This is a genomic window from Aquabacterium sp. TM01 (assembly GCF_057808345.1).
Genome location: NZ_AP046529.1, coordinates 428,788 through 446,413 on the forward strand (window position 1 = coordinate 428,788; position 17,626 = coordinate 446,413).

Here is a 17,626-nt window from a genome sequence, read left to right on the forward strand (position 1 = left end):
GCCTGAACGCTGTCGCCTAATATGCCTGTCTGCACCCCCCAGCCGCGCGCTGGGGCCAGTTCATGCCGACGTGAATGCAGCCAACAACGGAGGGGCGATGGGAGCGTGTTTCACCAAGACCGACCTGGGGCGACAGGAGTTGCGGGGGCGGTCTTTGCCGCTGTCGCGCACGGCGCGCAATCTGCTGTTTGTCATCGATGCGGCCCGGCCCGCCGCCGAGTGGCTCGGGATGGTGCAGGGCGCCACGCCCGACGACCTGCAGACCTTGCGGGACGCCGGGCTCATCGCCCTGCAAGCCGGCTTGGTCGTTTCACCTGGCGAGGCGCCGGCCCCTGCGGTTGCGTCAGCGCCTGCCGCGCTGTCCCAGAATGTGACCCCTGAAGGCACCCTCAGCTACCGCCAGCTGTACGAGGAACTCAACGCCCAGATCAAGAAGCACCTGGGCCTGATCAAGGGCTACCAGTTTTCTCTCGAGCTTGAGAAGGCCAGCTCCCTGACCGAGCTGCGCGACGTGGCCATGCGCCTGGTGGACGAGGTGCAGCGCGTCAAGGGCCAGGGCGTGGCCCAATCGACCCAGATGGTGTTGGGCCTGGCCGGCTGAGCGTGCGCGCGGGTCTCCCGGGTCGGTGATCGCTCAGTCCGCCTGCATGCAGCGGTTGCGCCCCGCGTGCTTGGCCGCGTACAGCGCGCGGTCGGCCCGTTGCAGCAGCACGTCCACGTCTTCGGGGGCGCGCCACAGGGCATAGCCTGCCGAGAAGCTGATGCGCAGCGCCGGCTCGGTCTCGGACACGACGGTGGTGCGCAGGCGGGCCTGCAGCCGCTCCAGGGCCTGCAGGGCTTTGCCGGCCTCGTGCGTGTCCGGCAAGATGATGAGGAACTCTTCGCCGCCCCAGCGGGCGATCAGGTCGGTCTCGCGCAGCACCTCGCGTGCCGCCTGGGCAAACGCCACCAGCACCTCGTCGCCCACTTGGTGGCCGTGCCGGTCGTTGATCTGCTTGAAGTGGTCCAGGTCCATCAGCACCACCCCGAAGGTGCGGCCGCTGAGCAGGGCGCGCTGGTGCTCCTGGTCCAGTCGCTCTTGCCCGTAGAGCCGGCTGAGCAGTCCGGTGAGGGCGTCGTGGCGGGTGACGCGCTCCAGCGCCAATTGCGCGGCGGCCAGCTCGCGCCGCTCGGTGACCACGCGCTCGCGCAAGAGCGCAAACTTGCGGGATTGCAGGGTGATCAGGCCCATGATGAACGCCGCGGCCAGCAGCTTGACGGTCTGGGCGGTCGGCCGGAACTCGGGCAAGGGTGCCACGTAGCCCACCGCGAGCATGACCATCAGCATGCCGATGAGGATCATGCCGGTGCGCAGGGCGGCTTGGGGCGACAGGCTCATGAAGCCGAACACCAGGGCCAGGCCCATGGTCTGCAGCAAGGCGGCCCGGCCTGTGGGCACGGTGGCGTAGGCCACGACCGCGATCAGGCAGCCCCAGAGGATCTGAACGGACATCAGGCCCGGGTCGGCGAAGCGCTGGGTCCAGCCGCTGCGCACCAGCGGGTAAAACACCAGAATGCCCGGCACCATGAGCACGCTGAAGAGCAGACCGAGGTCGGCGCTGATGCGCTGCTGCGGGATGGCGAAGGTGACCATCACCAGGAACCACACCAAGTAGATGAGGCTGCCCAGCAGGCTCATCAAGGTGCGGTCGCGCATGCGGGGTTCGTTGCCCAGCAGGCGATCGGGCCAGGAGGTGGCAGCGGTGCTCATGTGCGGTCGGCCAGCACTGTGCGCGCACGGCCCTGGGCTTTGGCTTTGTACAGGGCGCGATCGGCCCGCTCCAGATCGCGGTGCAGGGGCACGCGACCGCCGGGCTCGCACAAGCCGGCCGAGAAGCTCACGGTCAGACCCTCACCGAAGGCCGCCCAGTCGTGCTGGCGCACCTGCAGCAGCAGGGTCTCGAGGCGCTGCTGAGCGGTCGGCAGGCCCGTTTCGGGCATCAGCAGCAGGAACTCTTCGCCGCCCCAGCGGGCCAGCCGGTCGGTGGCAGGCAAGCTGGCAAGGGCCACCTCGGCAAAGCCCTTGAGAACGGCATCGCCCACCGCATGCCCGTGCTGGTCGTTGATCTGCTTGAAGTGGTCCAGATCGAGGATGGCCAGGCAGAAGGCCTGCTCGGTGCGGCGCAGGCGGCGCACCTCTTCGTCCAGCAGGGTCTGCATGTGGTGGCGGTTGAACAGGCCGGTCAGCGCGTCGTGGGCCGAGGCGCGTTCCAGATTGGCCACCGTGCGCGCCAGTGTGGCCCGCTGCGCCAGCATCTCGTTGCGCATGCGGTAGCTCTTGAGGGAGACCTGGTACATCACTGGCATCACGATGGCGCCGGTGCCCAGGCTGATCCATTCGGAGATCAGGTCGATGTGGGTGTTGTGCAGCTGGTCATGCAGCAGCGTGGCGACGACCATCAGCGCGATCGACCCCAGGGAGGCGAGCAGCAGCTGTCGGGTGGTGAGCCGGTGGATGTCGAACAGCATCAGCAGGCACAGCCAGAGCAGGGCCAGGCCGCGTGCGGCATCGATCAGGGTGTAGGACAGCACCACCGCCCCACAGCCGAACAGCACCTGCGGAAAGATCAGGGCGGGGTCGCGCCAGCTCGCCGTCAGGCCACTGCGCAGCAGGGCCCAGAACAGCAGCAGCCCCCCGATGCACCACGTCGCCAGCGCGTGGGCGCCCCACACCGGCACGGCGTGCAAGGCCGCGCCCGAATAAGCTGCCAGGATGCCGATGCAGTAGGGAAGCACGGTGACCAGCAGGCGCTCAAGCCCCTGCCGTGGGCCGCCCTGTCCCCCTGGCGCCGACGAGGGCGCCCAAGACGGTGAGGTCTTGCTCGGGGTGGAGGGGAGAAGGGGGGTGGACACCATGAACCGGACAAGTGCGACTGTGCCCGCCGATGATGCCAGTTCCTGGTGCGTGCGGCGGGTGCCGACACCCGTTCTGGGGTATGTCCTCAGGCTGTGGCGGGCGAAGCCGTGACGCCGTGCACATGGCTGGGGTTCAGGCCCAACAGGGCGCGGGCCTCGGCGGGGTTGGCCACTTCGCGACCGGCATTGCGCGCGCACTGCGCCAGGGCTTCGATCAGCTGGCCGTTCCCGGTGGTGCGGGTGCCGCCGGGCAGGTAGAAGGTGTCCTCCACACCGGTGCGCAGCATGCCGCCGAGGTCGGCGGTGGCCTGGTGCACGGGCCAGATCTCTTCACGGCCGATCAGGGTGGTCTGCCAGATCGTGTTGGGCTCGCGGTACTTGACCAGCAGCTTGAGCAGGTCAGCGTCCACCGGCATGCCCGAGGCCACGCCCATCACGAAGTTGTATTCGAGGTGGTCGGTCATGCCGGCCTTCTTGAACATGCCCACCGAGCGCACGATGCCCACGTCGAAGCATTCGAACTCGGCGCGCGTGCCCGTCTCCGCCATCACGTCGAGCATGGCCTTGACCTTGTCGACCTGGTTGTCGAACAGCATCGGGGGCCAGGCCCACTGACCGTTGTCCTTGATCTTGAGGTAGTTGAGGCTGCCGGCATTGCAGGCGGCGATCTCGGGGCGCACGGCGCGGATGCAGGCCACGGGGCCGGAGATGTCGGTGCCGACCACGCCGGTGGTCAGGTTGATGATGACGTCCGGGCAGGCCTCGCGGATGGCCGTGTCGATCTCGGCGGCCACGGCGGGGTCCCAGCTCGGGAAGCGGCCCATGCCGGGCGTCTGCTGGCGCAGGTGCACGTGCATGATGGACGCACCGGCATCGTAGGCCTCGCGGGCGGCGGCGGCCATTTCCTTGGCCGTGACGGGCACGGGATGTTGGGTGGGGTCGGTCAGCACGCCGGTGAGCGCGCAGGTGAGAATGGCCTTGTCCATCAGTTGTCCTTCGTGAGTTCGATGTCGATCAGCAGGGCCTTGGCCTGCACCTGTTCGCCCGGTACGGCATACACAGCCTTGACCACGCCCGGGGCTTGCGCAGACAGCCACATTTCCATCTTCATGGCCTCGATGCTCAGCAGGGGCTGACCTTCGACGACCGCGTCACCGGCCTTGACCAGCACCTGGGCGACCGTGCCGGCCACCTGGGAGAGGCCACGGCTGGGATCCTGACCCGCGCCCTGGTTGGGCCAGGCCGAGACCTCGGTGAACACGTGGGTGGCCGCTTCGACCACGAGGTGCAGCTCGTCGCCACACCACACGGCACGGACGCGCTTTTGCACGCCCTCCAGTTCATAACGGCACCAGCCGGTGGCCGCGTCGTGCGACAGCACGCGCAGTGGGGTGGCGGGTGCCGTGGGCGTGGGGTGGACCAGGTAGGTGTGACCCGTGCCGTGCTGCACACGCAGGGCACGCTTGTCGGCGCCGCAGGCCAGCGGGATGTCGTAGGCCAGGACGCTGGCAGCGCGCAGACCGGTCACGTGGCCTTCGCGGTGCACGGCATGCAGCGCGGCGGCCAGCAGCCAGATGGCGTCCGGGGCCACAGGACGCTGCAGCAGCGGCTCACCATCGGTTTGCCACTGGTCGATCAGCGTGGTGGTCATGGTGCCGGCACGGAAGCGCGGGTGGTCCACCAGGTCACGCAGGAAGCGGGCGTTGTGGTTGAGGCCCAGCAGCGGCGCGTCGTCCAGCGTGGCGATCAGGCGGCGGATCGCGTCGTCGCGGTCGCGGCCGTGCACGATGAGCTTGGCCACCATCGGGTCGTAGTGCGGGCTGACCTCACCGCCTTCGCGGATGCCGTCGTCAATGCGCACGCCGTCGAACAGGGCCTGCTCGGGGCGCCACCAGGCGATGCGTCCGGTCTGCGGGGCAAAGCCGGCATACGGGTCTTCGGTGTACAGGCGCGCTTCGATGGCGTGGCCGCTCAGCGTGATCTGCTCTTGCGTGAGGGGCAGGGGCTGGCCCGAGGCCACGCGCAGTTGCCACTCCACCAGGTCCAGGCCCGAAATCATCTCGGTGACCGGGTGCTCCACCTGCAGGCGGGTGTTCATCTCCAGGAAGTAGTAGTTCAGGTCCTGGTCGACGATGTATTCGATGGTCCCGGCGCCACAGTAGTTGATCGCCTTGGCGGCCAGGACGGCGTCGCGGCCCATGGCCTCGCGCATCGCGGGGCTCACCACGGGAGACGGGGACTCTTCAATGACCTTCTGGCGGCGGCGCTGGGCCGTGCAGTCGCGCTCGCCGATGTAGACGGCGTTGCCGTGGCTGTCGGCGAAGACCTGGATCTCGATGTGGCGGCCGTCGAGGATCAGGCGCTCAAGCATCAGCGTGCCGTCGCCGAAGGCGCTTTGCGCTTCACGGCGGGCGCTGACGATGGCCTGGGCCAGCTCGTCGTCCTGGTGGACCAGGCGCATGCCGCGCCCGCCGCCACCGCTGACGGCCTTGACCAGCAGCGGGTAGCCCAGGCGTTTGCCTTCGGCAATCAAGACCTCGTCGTTCTGGTCGGCACCCAGGTAGCCAGGCGCGGTGGGTACGCCCGCCTTGATCATCTCCTGCTTGGCGCCAGCCTTGTCACCCATCACGCGGATGGCCTCGGGCGAGGGGCCGATGAAGATGACGCCCGCATCGCGGCAGGCCTGGGCGAAGCCGGCGTTCTCGGACAGGAAGCCGTAGCCGGGGTGGATGGCATTGGCGCCGGTCTGGCGGCAGGCGGCCAGCAGCACCTCGCCCTTGAGGTAGGACTCGGCGGCCGGGGCCGGGCCGATGCAGACAGCCTCGTCAGCCAGGCTGACGTGCGGCGCCTGGGCATCGGCCTCGCTGTACACGGCCACCGTGCGGTAGCCCAGCTTGCGGGCGGTGCGGATGACGCGGCAGGCGATTTCGCCGCGGTTGGCGATCAGGATTTTGTGGATCATGGACTTCGAACCTCAGGCCGCGGTGGGGACCCAATTGGGGGTGCGTTTTTGCATGAAGGCGCCGGTGCCCTCCTGGCCTTCGTCACTGAGCACGGCGCGGGCAAACAGCGCCGCGGCATCGTCGATCAGGTACTCGGCCGAGGTGTGGCGCGCTCGGGTCAGCAGCTGCTTGGTGTGGGCGATGGCCTTGGGGCCGCAGCTCAGGATGCGCGCGAGTGTGCGCTGCAAGGCCGCGTCCAGGCTGGCCTCGTCGGCATGCACCTCGTGCACCAGGCGGATCGTCAGGGCTTCCTGCGCATCGACCTTGGCGCCGGTCACCGCCAGGCGCTTGGCCTCGGCGTAACCCAGGCGTTCGACCAGGAAGGGGGCGATCTGCGCGGGCACGATGCCCAGCGAGGTTTCCGGCAGGCGGAAGCTCACGTTGTCGCGCGCCAGGCTCACGTCGGAGACGCAGGCCAGGCCGAAGCCGCCGCCCATCACGGTGCCTTCCAGCACGGTGACGATGGGCAGGCTGGAGTGGGCGTAGGCCAGGCACAGGCGCCCGAACGCGGCGTTGACCGCTTCGATCGGGTTGCGCTCGGTGACGGCTTCGCCGGCGCTCAGTTGCGCCTGCTGCTGCGCCAGCTTCATGCGGGCCTGGGCCATGTCGCCGATGTCGCCGCCGGCACAGAAATGGCCGCCCGCGCCCCGGACCACCACCACACGCACGGCGGGGTTGGCTTCGGCATGCTCCAGGGCCGTCAGCAGCTCCTGCACCATGGTCATGGACATGGCGTTGCGCACCTCGGGGCGGTTCAGGGTGAGGGTGCAAACGCCCCGGTCCAACTGGACCTGAAGGGTGGTGAGGCTCATGAGGTGACCTTGTGATGCGTCGATCGGATGGGGCGGGGCATGGGCGGTGGCGGGCTCAGCGCGCCTTCTTGGGCAGCGTGCCTTCGAGTTTGGCGATGATGCCCAGCATGATTTCGTCGGCACCACCGCCGATCGAGACCAGGCGGCCGTCGCGGTAGGCGCGCGCCAGCGGGTTGTCCCAGGTGAAGCCCATGCCGCCCCAGTACTGCAGGCAGCTGTCGGTCACTTCGCGGGTCAGGCGGCCGCACTTGAGCTTGGCCATCGAGGCCAGGCGGGTCACGTCCTTGCCGGCCACATAGTCTTCGACCGCGCGGTAGGTCAGCGAGCGCAGCAGCTCGACCTCGGTACGCAGTTCGGCCAGACGGAAGTGCACGACCTGGTTGTGGATCAGCGGGGTGCCAAAGGTGCTGCGCTCCTTGCAGTAGTCGATGGTCAGGTCGATCAGGCGGTCCATCATCAGCAGCGAGTTGGCGGCGCCGTACAGACGCTCTTCCTGGAACTGCAGCATCTGCATCATGAAGCCCGTGCCTTCGACGCCGATCAGGTTGCGCTTGGGCACACGCACGTTGTCGAAGAACAGCTGCGCGGTGTCGGACGAGCGCATGCCCAGCTTGTCGATCTTCTGGCGCTCGATGCCCTTGGCGTCCATCGGCACGATGATCAGGGACTTGTTCTCGTGGACCTTGCCTTCCGAGGTGTTGGCCAGCAGGCAGCACCAGTCGGCCTGCATGCCGTTGGTGATCCACATCTTGGAGCCGTTGATGACGTAGTCGTCGCCATCGGACTTGGCCGTGGTCTTCAACGCGGCCACGTCCGAGCCGCCGCCCACCTCGCTCACCGCGATGCAGCCGACCATGTCACCGGCAATGGCCGGCGCCAGGAACTCCTTCTTCAGCGCGTCGGAGCCGAAGCGGTGCAGGGCCGGGGTGCACATGTCGGTCTGCACGCCGATGGACAGGGGCACGCCGCCACAGTTGGCCACGCCCAGGGCTTCGGAGGCCACCATCGAGTAGGAGAAGTCCAGGCCCATGCCACCGTAGGCGGTGTCGTACTTGATGCCCAGCAGGCCCAGGTCGCCGAGCTTCTTGAACAGCTCGTGCGCGGGGAAATGGCCGGCCTTCTCCCATTCTTCCGAATAGGGGTTGATCTCGTTTTCGACGAAGCGTTTGACGGTGTCGCTGAGGGCGAGGTGTTCGGCGGTGAATTGCATGGCGGGGTCCTTGTGGCAGCGGGCGGGCTGGAGGGAGAGGGGGCGGTGGGTGTCTTACAGACGGGCCACACCGAAGGTGTTGGGACGCAGCTGGCGCTGTTCGGCCTCTTCGGCCATGTCCAGGCACATCGAGAGCACGCGGCGGGTGTCGCGCGGGTCGATCACGCCGTCGTCCCACAGGCGGGCGGTGCCGAACAGCACGCTGGCTTCGGCGTCCAGGCGCTTGCGGATCTCGCCGGACATGCCTTCGAGCATCGCGTCGTTGACGGGCATGCCGGCGCGTTCCATCTTGCCGCGCGTGACCAGCTCCATCACCTTGGCGGCCTGGGCGCCGCCCATCACCGCGGTGCGCGCTGAAGGCCAGCTGAAGATGAAGCGCGGATCGAAGCCGCGGCCGCACATGCCGTAGTTGCCGGCGCCAAACGAGCCGTTGAGCACCACGGTGAATTTGGGCACGCGGGCGTTGGCCACGGCCTGGATCATCTTGGAGCCGTGCTTGATGGCGCCGGTATGCTCGGCCGTCTTGCCCACCATGAAGCCGGTGGTGTTTTGCAAGAAGACCAGCGGGGTGCCGGACTGGTCGCACAGCTGGATGAACTGCGCCGCCTTGGTCGAGCCGCTCGGCTGGATCGGGCCGTTGTTGCCCAGGATGCCGACCAGGTGGCCGTTGATGCGGGCATGGCCGCACAGGGTTTCGTGGCCGTACTCGGCCTTGAATTCGAGGAAGTCGGAGCCATCGACGATGCGGGCGATGACCTCGCGGGTGTCGAAGGGCTCGCGGTCGTCGGCCGAGATGCAGCCCAGCAGTTCCTGCTCGTCGTACAGCGGCGCGACCACATCGGCGCGCGGCGCGGTGGCGGCATCCCACTTCAGTTTGTCGACCAGATCACGGGTGAGGGCGATGGCGTGGGCATCGTTGTCGGTCAGGTACTCGCCCAGGCCGGTCACACTGGCGTGCATTTCGGCACCGCCCAGTTCCTCGTCGGTGGCGTCTTCGCCGATGGCGGCCTTGACCAGCGGCGGGCCGGCCAGGTAGATGCTGGAGCGACCCTTGACCAGCACGACGTAGTCGGACAGACCGGGCAAATAGGCGCCACCCGCGGTGGAAGAGCCGTGGACGACGGCGATCTGCGGGATGCCCATGGCCGACAGGCGGGCCTGGTTGGCAAAGCTGCGTCCGCCTTCGACGAAGATTTCGGCCTGGTACATCAGGTTGGCGCCGCCGCTCTCGACCAGGCAGATCAGGGGCAGCTTGTTCTCGCGGGCAATCTCTTGCGCACGCAGGCCCTTCTTGAGACCCATGGGCGAGATGGTGCCGCCCTTGAGCGCCGAGTCGCTGGCGGTGACCAGGCAGCGCTTGCCGGCCACGATGCCGACGCCGATGATGGTGCCGCCGCCGAGGACGGACTTCTTGCCGTCGTCGTCGTGCATGCCCAGGCCGGCCAGGGTGCTGAATTCGAGGAACGGTGAGCCGCGGTCGAGCAGGCGGGCCACGCGTTCACGGGGCAGCAGTTGCCCGCGCTTGTCGAACTTGGCACGTTTGTCGGCGGAGCCGTCGCGCACCTGGGTTTCCAGGGCGCGGACCTGTTCCAGGCGTTCCGTCATGCGCTCGACGTTGGCTTGGTAAGAGGGGGACTTGGTGTTGAGGGCAGTTCGCAGGGCAGGCATCTTGGGACCAGTCTGGAGAGGACAGGTCCACTGTAGAGTTGCTTGACGTTAACGTCAATCAAATGCTCACTAGGTAAACTACCTAGCCTTGCGCTACGGACGCGTCGCTACCCTTGTGTTGCCCCGCAGTTCCGCCTCGGAACGGGCGGGATGCGTCCCGGCCCGTTAACATGGCGTCCGGAAAACGAAGTGGGGTGTTCTTGTTGTGGTGGGTTCTGTGAAAGCCAAAGCTGAAAATGCATCGCCGTCCGAGCTCGCTCAGCGCGAGGCGGGCCTGCCACCGTCGTGGGCGTTTGACGATGAGGACGACACCAGCGCCGATGCCCTGATGGGCATTGCCGAGGTGTGCGAGCTCTACAAGGTTTCGCCCCGGGCGCTGCGCTTTTACGAGACCAAGGGCCTGCTGGCGCCGCGGCGCATCAACGGCACGCGGGTCTACAACAAGATCGACCGTGCGCGCCTGACGCGCATCCTGCGGGCCAAGTCGCTGGGCACGCCGCTGGCCGATATCAAGCACTATCTGGACATGTACGGCCAGCGGGGTGAGGGCCGCATCCAGCAGCTGAGCTATGTGATCGAAAAGACCGATGCCGCCATTGCCGACCTGGAAGCCAAGCGCGCCCAGATTGATGCGGCGCTGGCCGAATTGCGGGTGATCAATGCCCGCAGCCGCCAGACCCTGGCTGACAAGAAGCACGACGACGGCACGCCCTGACGTGCGGCCTTCGATGCGCTCAGTGCGTCACCGCAAACATCTGCCAGCGCCGGGCGTTGCGCGCCCGGGCTTCGCCCAGCGCTGAGGCCGCTTCGGCCTGCAGTTGGTGCAAGGACTCGGTGGCATCCGAGTAAGCGGCCATGCCCACCGACATGCCCACGCCCACCTCGTCGCCACTGGGCAGCACCAGCGGGGCGGCCACCGCCTGGGTGACGCGCCGCGCCAAGCCTTCGGCGGCCTCGTGCCCCCCATGGCGCATCAGCACCCCGAAACGCTCCGGCCCCAGGCGAGCCAGCACATCGCCCAGGCGCACCTGCTGGACCAGCCGCTGCGCCGTCTCGCGCAAGGCGGTGTCGGCGGCGTCCGCGCCGAAGCCCTCGCGGATGACGCCGAGCCCGTCGAGCTCCAGCTTCAGCAAAGTGAAGGGCTCGCCGGTGCGCATGGCGTGGGCCAGCTCCACTTCGAGGATCGCCTGAAAGTGTGCGGCAGGGCGCAGGCCGGTGAGGGCATCCACCTCGGCCAGCTGCGCCAACTCGCGCAGGCGCCGTCCGGCTTGCAAGGTGCGTGAGGCGATCAGGGCCAGGTCCTGCAGGGTCTGGCGCTGCGCGGCCGTCCACATTGGCCAGGCCTGGGTGTCGAGCAAGACCAGGGTGCCCAGGGCCAGGCCCTGCTCATCGCACAAGGCGGCGCCGGCATACAGGCGCAGGCCGGCTTCGCCTTGCACCAGCGGGTGGGTGGCAAAGCGCGGGTCGGCGCGCAGGTCCTCGATGACCCAGGGTGCCTGAGGGGCCACCAGCACCGGGTTGCACAGGGACTCGTGGCGTGACAGCTCCGACACATCCACCCCCACGCGGGCCACAAAGACCTGGTGGTCGGCGTGCATCAGGCTGATCACGGCGGCGGGCACCCCGAAAGCCTGGGCCGCCACGCGCGCCAAGGCATCCAGTGCCGGGTCGGGGGTGTCGGCGGCGTACGCCAGCGCGGCCACGGCCTGCAGGCGTTGCGCTTCGTTGTCTGGGACGGGGTAGCTCGGCATGGGGGCCTCCGGGGCGGCGTCAGCGGTGTTCCCAAGGTTATCGGCGCTGGGCGCTGCAACCAAAGCCCCGAATTCGGGTGGGCCTCAGGCCTTCTTCAGGAACTCGGACTTGAGCGACATGTTGCCGATGCCGTCGATCTTGCAGTCCACGTCGTGGTCGCCGCCCACCAGGCGGATGCTCTTGACCTTGGTGCCCTTCTTGAGCACCAGCGAGGAGCCCTTGACCTTGAGGTCCTTGATCAGGATGACCGCGTCGCCATCGGCCAGCGGGGTGCCGTGTGCGTCGGTGATGACCGCGTCGGCTTCGCCTTCTTCGGCCTGCGCGGCCATCGGCCATTCATGGGCGCAGTCCGGGCAGACGTAGTTGTCACCGTCCTGGTAGGTGTTCTCCATGGCGCAAACGGGGCAGGCGGGGATGGTGGACATGGTGAATTCCTCTCTCAAAGCGGTGCAAAACCCCAATTGTCGCAGGGGCATGCCAGGGTGCTCGCCTTTACACTGCCGCCATGCCCTTTGCTTCCCTTGGTTTGACCTCTCCCCTGGCGCGCGTTGCCGCCGACCAGGGCTTCGTGCACCCCACGCCCATCCAGACGGCCGCCATCCCGGCCATCCTCCAGGGGCGGGACGTGCTCGGTCTGGCCCAGACCGGCTCGGGCAAGACCGCGGCCTTCGTGCTGCCGCTGCTGCAGCAGGTGCTGGGCACACGTCGCAGCACGCCGCGCCGCCTGCTGGTGCTGATCCTGGTGCCCACGCGCGAGCTGGCCGATCAGGTCGGCGGCGTGACCCGCGAGCTGGCCGACGGCCTGGGGGCGCCCGTCAAGATCGTCACCGCCTTCGGTGGGGTCTCGATCAACCCGCAGATGATGGCCTTGCGTGGCGGGGCCGACATCGTCGTGGCCACACCGGGGCGCTTGCTCGACCTGGTCCAGCACAACGCGCTGCACCTGGGCGACGTGGCCGCCCTGGTGCTCGACGAGGCCGACCGCCTGCTCGACCTGGGCTTTGCCGCCGAACTGGCCGAGATCCTGGCCCTGCTGCCCCCGCAGCGCCAGAGCCTGTTTTTCTCGGCCACCTTTGCCGACGAGGTGCAGGCACTGGCCTCGACCTTGCTGCACGAGCCCGTGCGCATCGAGGTGCCGGCCGAGCCGGAAACCCGCCCCGACATCACTCAGCGCGCCATCGAGGTCGACCCGCCCAAGCGCGCGCAGCTGCTCAAGCACCTGATCCAGACCAGCGACTGGGGCCCCGAGGCGCGCGTGCTGGTGTTTGCCGCCACCAAGTACGCCACCGAACTGGTGGCGCACAAGCTGCACCGCGCCGGCATCCACGCGGCCGCCTTCCATGGTGACCTGAGCCAGGGCGCACGCCGCGACGTGCTGAACGCCTTCCGGGCCAGCGAGCTGCAGGTGGTGGTGGCCACCGATGTGGCCGCACGCGGCATCGACATCGCCCAGTTGCCTGTGGTGGTCAACTTTGACCTGCCGCGCTCGCCCGATGACTACATCCACCGCATCGGCCGCACGGGCCGGGCGGGTGCCAGCGGCCTGGCGATCAGCTTCATCAGCCCCGACACCGAGGCGCACTTTCGCCTGATCGAAAAGCGCCAGGGCCTGCGGGTGCCGCGCGAGCAGATCGCTGGGTTCGAGCCGGTGCCGGGCGAGGCGGGCGAGCTGGACGAGGACGGCCTGCCGGCGGCCCCCCAGGGGCTGGACCCGAACGGTGGCGTCAAGGGCAAGCGCAAGAGCAAAAAGGACAAGCTGAGAGAGGCTGCATGTCGGTGAGGCTGGCTTACCTCTGTGTCAAACGGAGGTGGACAGGGTGGTGGTGGATCGCGGCCTGGCTGGGGATGTTCTGGCCCGGTGTGGCTCTCGCCCAGGATCGCATCGTCGAGCGCATGTGGCAAATGGATCCGAGCGGTCAGCTGACCGTGGAGGGGGTGCAGTCCGGCCGCTGGCAAGCCGCACCCGACATCTTGTCCCTGGGGTACCGACCCGATACCCTGTGGGTGCGCTTGAAAGTCCGTGTGACGCAGTCTGGGGAGACGCTGGTGCTGCGCATTCGCCCCAGTTATCTCGACCACATCCGTTTGTATCTGCCAGATCCGCAACACCCGGGGCGATGGCATACGCGCGACACCGGCGACACCCTCTCGTTCGCGACGCGGGAGCATGCTTCCGCTGCGCTGGCGTTCACGTGGCAACCTCCCCAGGCGGGCGATCACATCCTGTTCTTGCGTGTGAACACCAGCAGCAGCCTGATGTTCCATGTGCAGGCCCTTGATCGACGGGACGCCCATTTTCTTGACATCAAGTTGGACACGGTGCTGATCTTTCACCTCAGCATCATGCTGTGCATGGCGCTGTTGGCCTGGTTGGATTACACCCTGAGCCGTCATGTGGTCAACCTGTGGTTCATGGCTGCGCAGGTCAATGCGGTCGTCCTTGCGCTGTCCTTGCAAGGCTATATGGCGGTGCTGTTGCCGGAGGCGTGGTCTGCGGCCGGGCATGTGTTCACCAGCGTCAGTGTGTGTCTGTCGACCATGCTGTCCCTGGGGTTTTATCGCTCGGCGTTGATGGACAACCAGCCGTCGGTGGCATCACGGTATGCCGTGACCCTGACCATGCTGCTGTTCCCCGTTCAAATGCTGTTGATGGAGCTGGGTGAGACCCGTTGGGCGGTACAGAGCAATGCCCTGGTCGCTTTGCTGTTGACGTTGCCACTGTTGGTCTGGATGGTGGTCAGTTCGCGTCGCGATGGTTTGCTCACGCGACGGGCCTGGTGGTGGGCTTGTGGCGTTCAGGCCATCCTGACGGGGTATGCCATGCTGCCCTTGCTGGGGTTGCGTGGCGCGGCCCACGGCAACCTGCTGGCATCCCTGTACTTTGGGTTGAGCAGTGCCCTGCTGATGCTGGTGGTCTTGGTGACGCGATCGCGGCACGACCGCGCTGCGGCACGCGAGAGCCGGCTCAGGCTGTTGTTGCTGACCCAGCGTTTGACCCTGGAGCAACAACAGCGCGCGGACCAGCAGCAATTTTTGGACATGTTGGGCCATGAGCTCAAGACGCCGCTGATGACCATTCGCCTGGCCAGCCATGCCTTGCGTCGATGGCACGCACCGTCTGACGATGACAAAGTGCTGCAACGCATTGCGCGGATTGATGCCTCGGTCGAAGCCATGAACCAGGTGTTGGAGCGGGTCCTGGAGGCCAACCTGCTGGATGACAGCAGCCTGCCGCTCAATGTGCAGAGCGTCGCCGTCGGCGCCTTGCTCGAGGCCGTGCACGATGCCATGGCCGAGCCCGATCGCTTGCGCCGCCAAGGCGATCTGCTGCTGCAAGTGCAGACCGATCCGGACCTGTTGCGGGTGATTGTGGGCAACTTGCTGGACAACGCCTGCAAGTACTCGCCCACTGGGAGCCCGGTCAGCGTCGCTGTGCAGTCCGATGCCCGCAGCTGGTGTCTGACCGTTCGAAACCAAGTGGGGCCGACCGGGGCCCCGGATCCGGATCGGGTCTTTCGCAAGTACCACCGCGCCGAGGAAGCCAAGGGCCTGCCGGGCGCCGGTCTGGGGTTGTGGCTGGGGCACAATCTGGCGCAGCATCTGGGTGGTTCACTGGGTGTGAGAACCGTCAATGAACACGTGGAGTTCAGCTTGTGTCTGCCCCTGACCGCGTTCCCCTGACACACAGCCTGCATGTGCTGGTGGTGGAGGATCACGCGCCTTTGCTGGACGAGCTGGTGGACCATCTGCAAGCCCTTGGGCATCAGGTGACGGGTTTGGACTCTCCTCTGGAGATCGATCGGCTGATCCTGCAGACGCCGATTGATCTCATGGTGCTCGATCTCAATCTGCCTTTCGAGGACGGGCTGTCCGTGGCCAGACGCATGCGCGCTGCCCGACCGGACATCGGCATCATTGCCTTGTCAGGACGCATCCGGGGCGAACAGCGGGTGGAGGCCTACGCCGATGGTGTGGACATTTTCCTGGCCAAGCCCGCCTTGCCCGATGAACTGGCGGCGGCCATCCAGAGCCTGGCGCGGCGCTTGCGTCGCAGTCACCAGGATGTCTGGCGTTTGCAGCCGGAGCGCAACCAGTTGCTCAGCCCTTCAGGGCAATGTCTTCCTTTGACCGGTGGTGAGGTTTGCCTGCTGCGCACCATGGCGATGGCGCCCGACCGCGTGCTCGACTCGGCGGACATCGAGAGCCTGGACATCCGCAGCAAGCGTGGCCTGGAGTCTTCGATCAGTCGCCTGCGTGTCAAGCTTAGCCCTTTGACGCAAGGCGAGCCGTGCATCAAGGTGCTCTGGGGGCGCGGTTATCAGCTGCTGTTGAAGGTGGCCATCGAATCGGCGTGAACGGCGATGTGATGTGAAACGCACAGTGGCGGTGTCGCCCTAAGTGGCGTACTTGGTCTTGCGAGACTTTGCGAGATTTGCGCGATAGGCGCTGTCTATATTGCGGCCATCCCCGACTGTGATGGACCCGTATCCCGATGTCTTGCCGCATTCCGAGTCGTCTCTTGACACGGCGCCTGCCACTTGCTTGTCTGTTGCTGGCCGCTTTTGCCCCCCTGGCTCACGCCAACCCTTCCGTGCCCGATGCCGGACAGTTGCTCAACCAGCAGCAGCGTGCCGGCTCGTCGCCGATGGTGCCCCCCAAGGACAGCGCTCCGGCGGTGACGACACCGGCCGACGTTGCGCCGGCCAGTGGGGCTTCCTCCCAGGACTTGCGTGCCCGGATCCTCCTGGTCCGATTCTCGGGGGCGGCCAACCTGGTGCCGGAAGCCGAACTGCAGGCTGTGGTCCAGCCGGACCTCGGTCGTGAGCTGACGCATGCCCAGTTGCAGCAACTGGCGCAGCGTGTCACGCAATACCTGCGTGATCGTGGCTACGTGGTGGCACGGGCATATCTGCCGCGCCAGGACCTCACCGATGGCCTGCTGACCATCGAGGTGCTCGACGGTCGTTTGCAGTCCAGCGGTGAGCGCATCGTCCTGCAAGCCGACACCCGCATCGATCCGTCCCGGCTGAAGGCGGTGGCGGAGACGGCATTGCCCCGCGGTGAGGCCTTGCGTCAGGCAGACCTGGAACGCGCGGTGCTGCTGATGAATGACGTTCCCGGGGTGAGTGCCCGTGCCGTGATCGAGCGCGGCGATGAGCCTGGCACGAGCCGTCTTGCGGTTTCAGCGACCCAGGCACCGTTGCAGCAGGTGACGGTGATCGGAGACAACTTCGGCAGTCGCAGCACCGGTGTGCCCCGCGTGACCAGCCAGTTGCGTCTGCTGGATACGACAGGCCGCGGCGATGCGCTCATGTTTTCCGTGACGCTCAGCGAGAACACCCAGGCCTTGGCGGCCAGCTACAGCACGCCTTTGCAGCCCAATGGCCTGCAGGCCAGCGTGTCAGCCACCCATCTGATTTACGAAGTGGGCGGCGCCTTGGCCCCCCTGGAGCTGGAGGGCAGTGCCACCACGGCTGCGGTGGGCGTGAGCTATCCCATCGTCCGCACGCGTGACCGCAATCTGTACGCTCAAGCTCTGCTGGAGTACAAGGCGCTGAAAGATGACGCCTTGAGAACCAACATCCGCGAGCGGCGTTTGAACAATCTCACCGTGGCGGTGTCGGGCAATGCCGCTGACACGCTGCTGGGCGGCGGGTTGACCACGGGGAGTCTCAACGTCACGGTGGGGGACGTCAGCCTCAACGGGAACCCGGCGAACAAGCTGGCCGATGCCAACAGCGCTGAAACGCAGGGTGGCTTCACCAAGCTGGCCTTCAACCTCAACCGCTTCCAGAACCTGGGCATCAGCGAAGACTGGATAGCCTTCCTGGGCCTGTCAGGTCAGTGGAGTGGCGACAACCTGGATTCTGCCGAGAAGTTCATCCTGGGTGGACCCAATGGTGTGCGGGCCTATCCCGTTGGCGAGGCGGTGGGTGACCGGGGCCTGCTGGCCACACTGGAGTTGCGTCGCAAGGTGGCGATGCCCTGGGTGGACCAGGCGCAGCTGCTGTTCTTCGTTGATGCGGGGCGTGTGGAGCTCAACGCCCAACCCTGGCCAGGTGCCGTGCCGACGGCGACCGGGCGCAATGGCTACAACCTCAAGGGCTGGGGGGTGGGCTTGAACGTGGCCAAGGACAAATGGGCGGTGCAAAGCGCGGTGGCTGCTCGCATTGGCAGCAACCCGGGCCGCGCCACCGATGGCAGCGATGCCGATGGTCGCGAGAGCGATGTACGCGCCTGGCTGCAAGCCACGCGCCGTTTTGACTGAGTCACCCTTGCGAGCCTGG

General features: G+C 67.1%; 15 protein-coding genes. 6 read left to right on the plus strand and 9 right to left on the minus strand.

The genetic code is table 11. From position 1 onward, the window contains the following. Positions 1–97 precede the first annotated feature (97 nt). Positions 98–601 (plus strand): hypothetical protein, encoded by a 504-nt coding sequence (locus tag AC3WW4_RS02070; protein ID WP_488826734.1) that lies wholly within the window; start codon positions 98–100, stop codon positions 599–601. Positions 602–634: 33 nt separating this feature from the next. On the opposite strand, the gene AC3WW4_RS02075 is transcribed toward AC3WW4_RS02070, so the two are convergent. The 7 genes from AC3WW4_RS02075 to AC3WW4_RS02105 all read right to left on the minus strand — a co-directional run bounded on the left by AC3WW4_RS02075 (position 635) and on the right by AC3WW4_RS02105 (position 9,587). Beyond that, positions 635–1,750, minus strand: a complete 1,116-nt coding sequence (locus AC3WW4_RS02075) for a GGDEF domain-containing protein (protein WP_488826735.1) — start codon at positions 1,748–1,750, stop codon at positions 635–637. After that, the gene (locus AC3WW4_RS02080) at positions 1,747–2,895 is read right to left on the minus strand and encodes a GGDEF domain-containing protein (protein ID WP_488826736.1); all 1,149 of its coding nucleotides are present in this window, start codon (positions 2,893–2,895) and stop codon (positions 1,747–1,749) included. Before AC3WW4_RS02080 ends, AC3WW4_RS02075 begins: the two co-directional genes overlap by 4 nt. 86 nt (positions 2,896–2,981) lie before the next feature. Beyond that, positions 2,982–3,881, minus strand: a complete 900-nt coding sequence (locus tag AC3WW4_RS02085) for a beta-keto acid cleavage family enzyme (RefSeq protein WP_488826737.1) — start codon at positions 3,879–3,881, stop codon at positions 2,982–2,984. Continuing rightward, the gene (locus tag AC3WW4_RS02090) at positions 3,881–5,857 is read right to left on the minus strand and encodes an acetyl/propionyl/methylcrotonyl-CoA carboxylase subunit alpha (RefSeq protein ID WP_488826738.1); all 1,977 of its coding nucleotides are present in this window, start codon (positions 5,855–5,857) and stop codon (positions 3,881–3,883) included. Before AC3WW4_RS02090 ends, AC3WW4_RS02085 begins: the two co-directional genes overlap by 1 nt. Positions 5,858–5,869: 12 nt before the next feature. Beyond that, on the minus strand, positions 5,870–6,709 hold the full coding sequence (locus AC3WW4_RS02095; protein ID WP_488826739.1) for an enoyl-CoA hydratase/isomerase family protein: 840 nt from the start codon (positions 6,707–6,709) through the stop codon (positions 5,870–5,872). A gap of 55 nt (positions 6,710–6,764) precedes the next feature. Then, a complete protein-coding gene (locus AC3WW4_RS02100) occupies positions 6,765–7,919 on the minus strand; it encodes an acyl-CoA dehydrogenase family protein (RefSeq protein ID WP_488826740.1) in 1,155 nt (384 codons plus the stop codon). Positions 7,920–7,973: 54 nt separating this feature from the next. After that, positions 7,974–9,587, minus strand: a complete 1,614-nt coding sequence (locus AC3WW4_RS02105) for an acyl-CoA carboxylase subunit beta (RefSeq protein ID WP_488826741.1) — start codon at positions 9,585–9,587, stop codon at positions 7,974–7,976. A gap of 217 nt (positions 9,588–9,804) precedes the next feature. Between AC3WW4_RS02105 and AC3WW4_RS02110 the strand changes: the two genes are divergently transcribed. After that, on the plus strand, positions 9,805–10,302 hold the full coding sequence (locus tag AC3WW4_RS02110) for a MerR family transcriptional regulator (RefSeq protein ID WP_488826742.1): 498 nt from the start codon (positions 9,805–9,807) through the stop codon (positions 10,300–10,302). Positions 10,303–10,321: 19 nt separating this feature from the next. On the opposite strand, the gene AC3WW4_RS02115 is transcribed toward AC3WW4_RS02110, so the two are convergent. Beyond that, positions 10,322–11,338, minus strand: a complete 1,017-nt coding sequence (locus tag AC3WW4_RS02115) for a GGDEF domain-containing protein (RefSeq protein ID WP_488826743.1) — start codon at positions 11,336–11,338, stop codon at positions 10,322–10,324. An 84-nt stretch (positions 11,339–11,422) separates the two neighbouring features. Continuing rightward, positions 11,423–11,764 carry a zinc ribbon domain-containing protein YjdM gene (locus AC3WW4_RS02120; protein ID WP_488826744.1) on the minus strand — a complete coding sequence of 114 codons (342 nt, stop codon included), beginning with the start codon at positions 11,762–11,764 and terminating at the stop codon, positions 11,423–11,425. An 80-nt stretch (positions 11,765–11,844) separates the two neighbouring features. Here AC3WW4_RS02120 and AC3WW4_RS02125 point away from each other — a divergent pair, with 80 nt between their 5' ends. The 4 genes from AC3WW4_RS02125 to AC3WW4_RS02140 all read left to right on the plus strand — a co-directional run bounded on the left by AC3WW4_RS02125 (position 11,845) and on the right by AC3WW4_RS02140 (position 17,607). Then, complete coding sequence (locus tag AC3WW4_RS02125) at positions 11,845–13,119, plus strand: DEAD/DEAH box helicase (protein ID WP_488826746.1); 1,275 nt, start codon at positions 11,845–11,847, stop codon at positions 13,117–13,119. A 65-nt stretch (positions 13,120–13,184) separates the two neighbouring features. Further along, complete coding sequence (locus AC3WW4_RS02130; RefSeq protein ID WP_488826747.1) at positions 13,185–15,020, plus strand: sensor histidine kinase; 1,836 nt, start codon at positions 13,185–13,187, stop codon at positions 15,018–15,020. Then, positions 14,993–15,694 (plus strand): response regulator transcription factor, encoded by a 702-nt coding sequence (locus AC3WW4_RS02135; protein WP_488826748.1) that lies wholly within the window; start codon positions 14,993–14,995, stop codon positions 15,692–15,694. The genes AC3WW4_RS02130 and AC3WW4_RS02135 overlap by 28 nt, the downstream gene beginning before the upstream one ends. A gap of 194 nt (positions 15,695–15,888) precedes the next feature. Next, the gene (locus AC3WW4_RS02140) at positions 15,889–17,607 is read left to right on the plus strand and encodes a ShlB/FhaC/HecB family hemolysin secretion/activation protein (RefSeq protein WP_488826749.1); all 1,719 of its coding nucleotides are present in this window, start codon (positions 15,889–15,891) and stop codon (positions 17,605–17,607) included. The last annotated feature ends 19 nt before the right edge of the window (positions 17,608–17,626 follow it).